At 69.3% G+C, this 4,358-nt stretch carries 5 protein-coding genes; all 5 read right to left on the bottom strand.

Going from position 1 to position 4,358, the window contains the following annotated elements; genetic code table 11:
- Positions 1 to 93: 93 nt before the first annotated feature.
- Complete coding sequence (locus ACRDSQ_RS20040; RefSeq protein ID WP_091371416.1) at positions 94 to 417, bottom strand: DUF2469 domain-containing protein; 324 nt, start codon at positions 415 to 417, stop codon at positions 94 to 96.
- 34 nt (positions 418 to 451) lie between these two features.
- Positions 452 to 1,189 (bottom strand): ribonuclease HII, encoded by a 738-nt coding sequence (locus tag ACRDSQ_RS20035; protein ID WP_431423160.1) that lies wholly within the window; start codon positions 1,187 to 1,189, stop codon positions 452 to 454.
- Positions 1,186 to 2,022, bottom strand: coding sequence for a signal peptidase I (gene lepB / locus ACRDSQ_RS20030; protein WP_431423159.1), 837 nt, complete (start codon positions 2,020 to 2,022; stop codon positions 1,186 to 1,188). Before lepB (ACRDSQ_RS20030) ends, ACRDSQ_RS20035 begins: the two co-directional genes overlap by 4 nt.
- 9 nt (positions 2,023 to 2,031) lie before the next feature.
- Positions 2,032 to 2,889 carry a signal peptidase I gene (gene lepB / locus ACRDSQ_RS20025; RefSeq protein WP_431423158.1) on the bottom strand — a complete coding sequence of 286 codons (858 nt, stop codon included), beginning with the start codon at positions 2,887 to 2,889 and terminating at the stop codon, positions 2,032 to 2,034.
- Between the two features lie 86 nt (positions 2,890 to 2,975).
- Positions 2,976 to 3,881: a signal peptidase I gene (gene lepB, locus ACRDSQ_RS20020; RefSeq protein ID WP_431423161.1), complete on the bottom strand. Its 906-nt coding sequence runs from the start codon at positions 3,879 to 3,881 to the stop codon at positions 2,976 to 2,978.
- Positions 3,882 to 4,358: the final 477 nt, after the last annotated feature.

The raw sequence follows: 4,358 nt of genomic DNA, 5'->3' as shown, positions 1-4,358 counted from the left end.
CCACTCATACCGGGTGTATTCGGGCGTATCCGGCCGTGCCGCCAGGGGCCGCATCCGGCGCGACTGGCGTGTGCCCGCACTTCGAGACAGGCGCTAGGTGCCGAACGGGCCGTCTTCGGGGAGTCGCAGGTCCGGCTTGTCGAGTTCCTCGACGTTGACGTCCTTGAAGGTGATGACCCGGACGTTCTTCACGAACCTCGCCGGCCGGTACATGTCCCACACCCAGGCGTCGGACATGCGTACTTCGAAATAGACCTCGCCGTCGGCGTCGCGCACCTGCACGTCGACGCCGTTGGCCAGGTAGAAACGTCGCTCGGTTTCCACCACGTAGGCGAACTGTCCGACGATGTCGCGGTACTCCCGGTAGAGCGACAGCTCCATCTCGGTCTCGTACTTCTCGAGATCCTCCGCGCTCATGTGCCGCGCGCCCCTCCTGGTCGTGATGTCCCGCTCACTGCGGTGGTCCACCATTCTGAACCACGGCGGCCGCGGCCACACTCAGCGCCACCCGGTGTGGCGCCCGCAGGCCGTGGGTCAGCCCCGCCGCGGCCACGTTGGCGAAGGACCAGCGGTGCTCGTGGCTTGGCCCGTGCACCTCCAACGCGGCGGTGTGGATGCCGGTGCAGTAGCCCTTGTGAACATCGAATCGGTACTGCGGCAACTGGTCGTGCAGGTCCTCCATGATGCGGTCCCTGGTGACTTTCGCCAAGACCGACGCCGCCGCGACGCACGCCGCGGCCTGGTCGCCCTTGAGCACCGGGACGCTCGGGGCCGTCAGGCCCGGCACGCGGAAACCGTCGACCAGCACGTACCCGGGGTGGGTGCCGAGCCGGGCGACCGCGCGCCGCATGCCTTCGATGTTGGCGACGTGGACGCCCATCCGGTCGACCTCCGCGGTCGGCACGACGACGACCGCGTAGTCGACGGCGCGCTTCTTGACCAGGTCGAACATTCGGTCGCGCGCGGCCGCCGTCATCAGCTTGGAGTCGGTCAGGCCGTCGAGTCGGTCCGCGTCGCCGGGGCGCAGCACGCAGGAGGCGATGACCAGCGGACCCGCGCACGCGCCGCGGCCTGCCTCGTCGACGCCCGCGACCGGGCCGAGGCCTCGGCGGTGCAGTGCGGCCTGCAGGCTCCAGTTGCCCGCGTCGCGGCGGACCACGGCGCGTGGTGGGCGCAGGAAAGTGGTCATCGGGGCCTCACCAGGGTGCGCACACGCCTGCCAAGCCACAGTGTCGGCCACGCCGCCGCGATTCCGAGTCCGGCTGGAATCCCGGTCTGCCACGCGGGTACGGACAACGTCTGCGAGTTGTGGTCGCCGACGCCCTGCCACCGCGACGGCGGCAGGATGATCGCCCGCACCTTGCCGATCACGTTGTCCACCGGCACCATTCCGTTCCCGCCGCCACCGCCCTGGCTGCGCGAGTCACCCGAGTTGTTGCGGTTGTCGCCCATCACGAACAGCATGCCCTGCGGAACCGTGATCGGACCGAACTGCGTCTGCTTGGGATCGCCCATGGTGGTGTCCCAGAAGATGTACGGCTCGTCGAGCGGCTTGCCGTCGACGAGTACCCGGTTCTGCTCGTCGCAGCACTCGATCGTCTGGCCGCCGACCGCGGCGATCCGCTTGACGACGTCGTCCTCGTCGGGCGCGGCGAGCCCGAACAGCCCGCCGATGCTCTCCACCCAGCTCACCAGCACATTGTCGGACCGCGACGAGGTGAACTCCGGGCGGTTCCAGGTGGTGGGCCGCTTGAACACGACGACCTCGCCGACCTCCGGCTCACCGAAGGTGTAGACGAGCTTGTCGACCAGGACCCGGTCGCCGTAGCACCCCGGGCAGCCGTGCAGTGTCTGCTCCATCGACGCCGACGGGATCACGAAGACCCGCGCGAGGAACGTCTGGATCAGAAACGTCAGAACCAGCGCGACCGCGATGAGGATCGGCAACTCCTGCCAGAAGGGCCGCCTTTTCTTCTTCTTGCGCGGTTTCGGCTCATCCTCGTCGAGGGGTTGGTCGGACACCGATCAAGCCTACCGGGGAGCCGAGCGACCACCGGCGGTCAGCATGCCCCGCACCCTGCGTCCGAGCCACAGCGTCGGCCATGCCGCCGCGATGCCCAGCCCCGCCGGGATCCCGGTCTGCCACGCCGGAGCGGACAGCGCCTGCGGGTTGTGGTCGCCGATGCCCTGCCACCGTGACGGCGGGAGGATGATCGCGCGGGCCTTGCCGATGATGTTGTCGACCGGGACGAACCCGTTGACGCCGCCGCCGCCCTGCGAGCGCGAGTCGCGTGAGTTGTTGCGGTTGTCGCCCATCACGAACACCATGCCCTGCGGAACGGTGATCTTCGCGAACACGTCCTGCTGGGCGTCCGGGCCGGGCATGAAGCGGTATGGCTCGTTGAGGGACTTGCCGTCGACCATGACGCGGTTCTGGTCGTCGCAGCACTCGATGGTCTGCCCCGCCACGGCGATGACCCGCTTGACGACGTCCTCGTCGCTGGGCTCGACCATGCCGAACTGCGTGCCGATGTCCTCGATCCACGCGACGACCGGGTTGCTCGACCGACCGGCGCCACCGTGCTGGTCCCACGTCGACGGACGCTGGAAGACCACCACGTCGCCCGGCTTCGGGTCGTTGAAGTAGTAGACGACCTTGTCGACCAGCACACGGTCGCCCGTGCACCCCGCGCACCCGTGCAGGGTGCGTTCCATCGACTCGGACGGGATGACGAACACCCGTGCCACGAAAGTCTGAATGAGGAAGGTGAGGACCAAGGCCACCGCGGCGAGGATCAGCACCTCGACGAAGAACGAGTGCTTCCGCTTCGGCTTACCCGCCTTGCCCGACTCGGGCTGATCCGGTTCCGGCTGGTCCGACTCGGGCATGTCCGGCTCCTGGGTGCCCGGATCGTCGACAGCGAGATTCTCGGCGCCGCGTCCATCCCCTGGCACGGCACCGTGTGCGTCCGACACTAATCAGCCTTCCGTGATGTGAGAGCGATCTTCGCGCGGCGGCCGATCCACAGCACCGGCCACGCGGCGGCCACGCCGAGACCGGCCGGGATCCCCTGCTGCCACGCGGCCGCGGCCAGGTCGGCGTCCCCTTGCGGGTTGTGGTCGCCCACACCGCGCCAGCGCGACGGCGGAAGCACGATGTAGCGGGCCTTGCCGATGACCTTGCCGAGCGGGACGACGCCGCGGATGCCGCCGCCACCCTGGAACCGGGAGTCGGAGGAGTTGTCGCGGTTGTCACCCATGACCCACAGGGTGCCCTCGGGCACCGTAACGCGGGCGAACTGATTGCGCTCGCTGGGCGAGCCGTGCTCCCAGTAGATGTAGGGCTCGTCGAGTGGCTTGCCGTCGACCAGCACACGGTTCTGCTCGTCGCAGCACTCGACGGTCTGACCGCCGACGGCGATGACCCGCTTGACGAAGTCGCGCTCGTCGGGCGGAGCGACACCGATCAGCGAACCCATGTACTGCAGCCCGCGGACCAGCGGGTTGTCCGACCGCTTGTCGCGGATGTCGTTCTCGGTCCAGGTGTTCGGACCCTGGAAGACGACGACGTCGCCCGGGCTGGGGTCGCGGAAGTCGTAGACGATCTTGTCGACGAACACGCGGTCGCCGGTGCACCCGGGGCAGCCGTGCAGGGTCTGCTCCATCGAGCCGGACGGGATGGAATACACCCGACCGATGAAGTGCTGGATCGCGAAGGTGAGGACCAGCGCCACCCCGGCGAGGACGAGCAGCTCACGCCAAAGCGGCTGCTTGCGCGGCGGCCTGCGGTGCTTGCCCTGCCTGCGCCTGCGTTCCTCGTCGGTCTCCTGGGCGTCGACCTCGGACTTGCCCGACTGCTTCGACGCGGGCTCGGCGGGCACCGACGGCTTCGCGACCGGCTTGGCGACGGGAGCGGCCTTGGGCGAGACGACCGGCTTGGGCGGGAGCGTCGGCGCGGGGCCGTGCGGCTCGACCTTGGGGATGAGCTCGGTCGGCCCGTCGATGGGGCGACGCGAGATGCGCTCGGTGACGTGCGCGCCGGTGTCCGGCGGCGGTGCGTCGAGGCGGCGGGAGATCTGCTCGGTCACCCGGGTGGACACACTGGGGACCGGCGGCTCCTCCGGCAGCGGCGGGAGGGTTTCCTCGGGCAGCGGCGTGCCGAACCAGAACTCGGGGCTCACCGAGTGGGCGCCCGAAGACGGGGTTTCGGCGGCGCGTCTGATCGGCTCCGTGTAGGCGACCTCGGGGACCGCGGTGCCGTTGACCTTGGTGCCGTTGACCCGCTTGGCGCTCACCGGAGTCCCGTTGGTCTGGCCATGACGCTGGTCCGCCGTCTCCCCCTGGAAATGCCCGACGTG

The organism is Actinokineospora sp. (assembly GCF_050699995.1).
GTDB lineage: Bacteria > Actinomycetota > Actinomycetes > Mycobacteriales > Pseudonocardiaceae > Actinokineospora.
The sequence above is the reverse complement of the archived record's forward strand: the minus strand, read 5'-3'. Positions and strand labels throughout refer to the sequence as shown.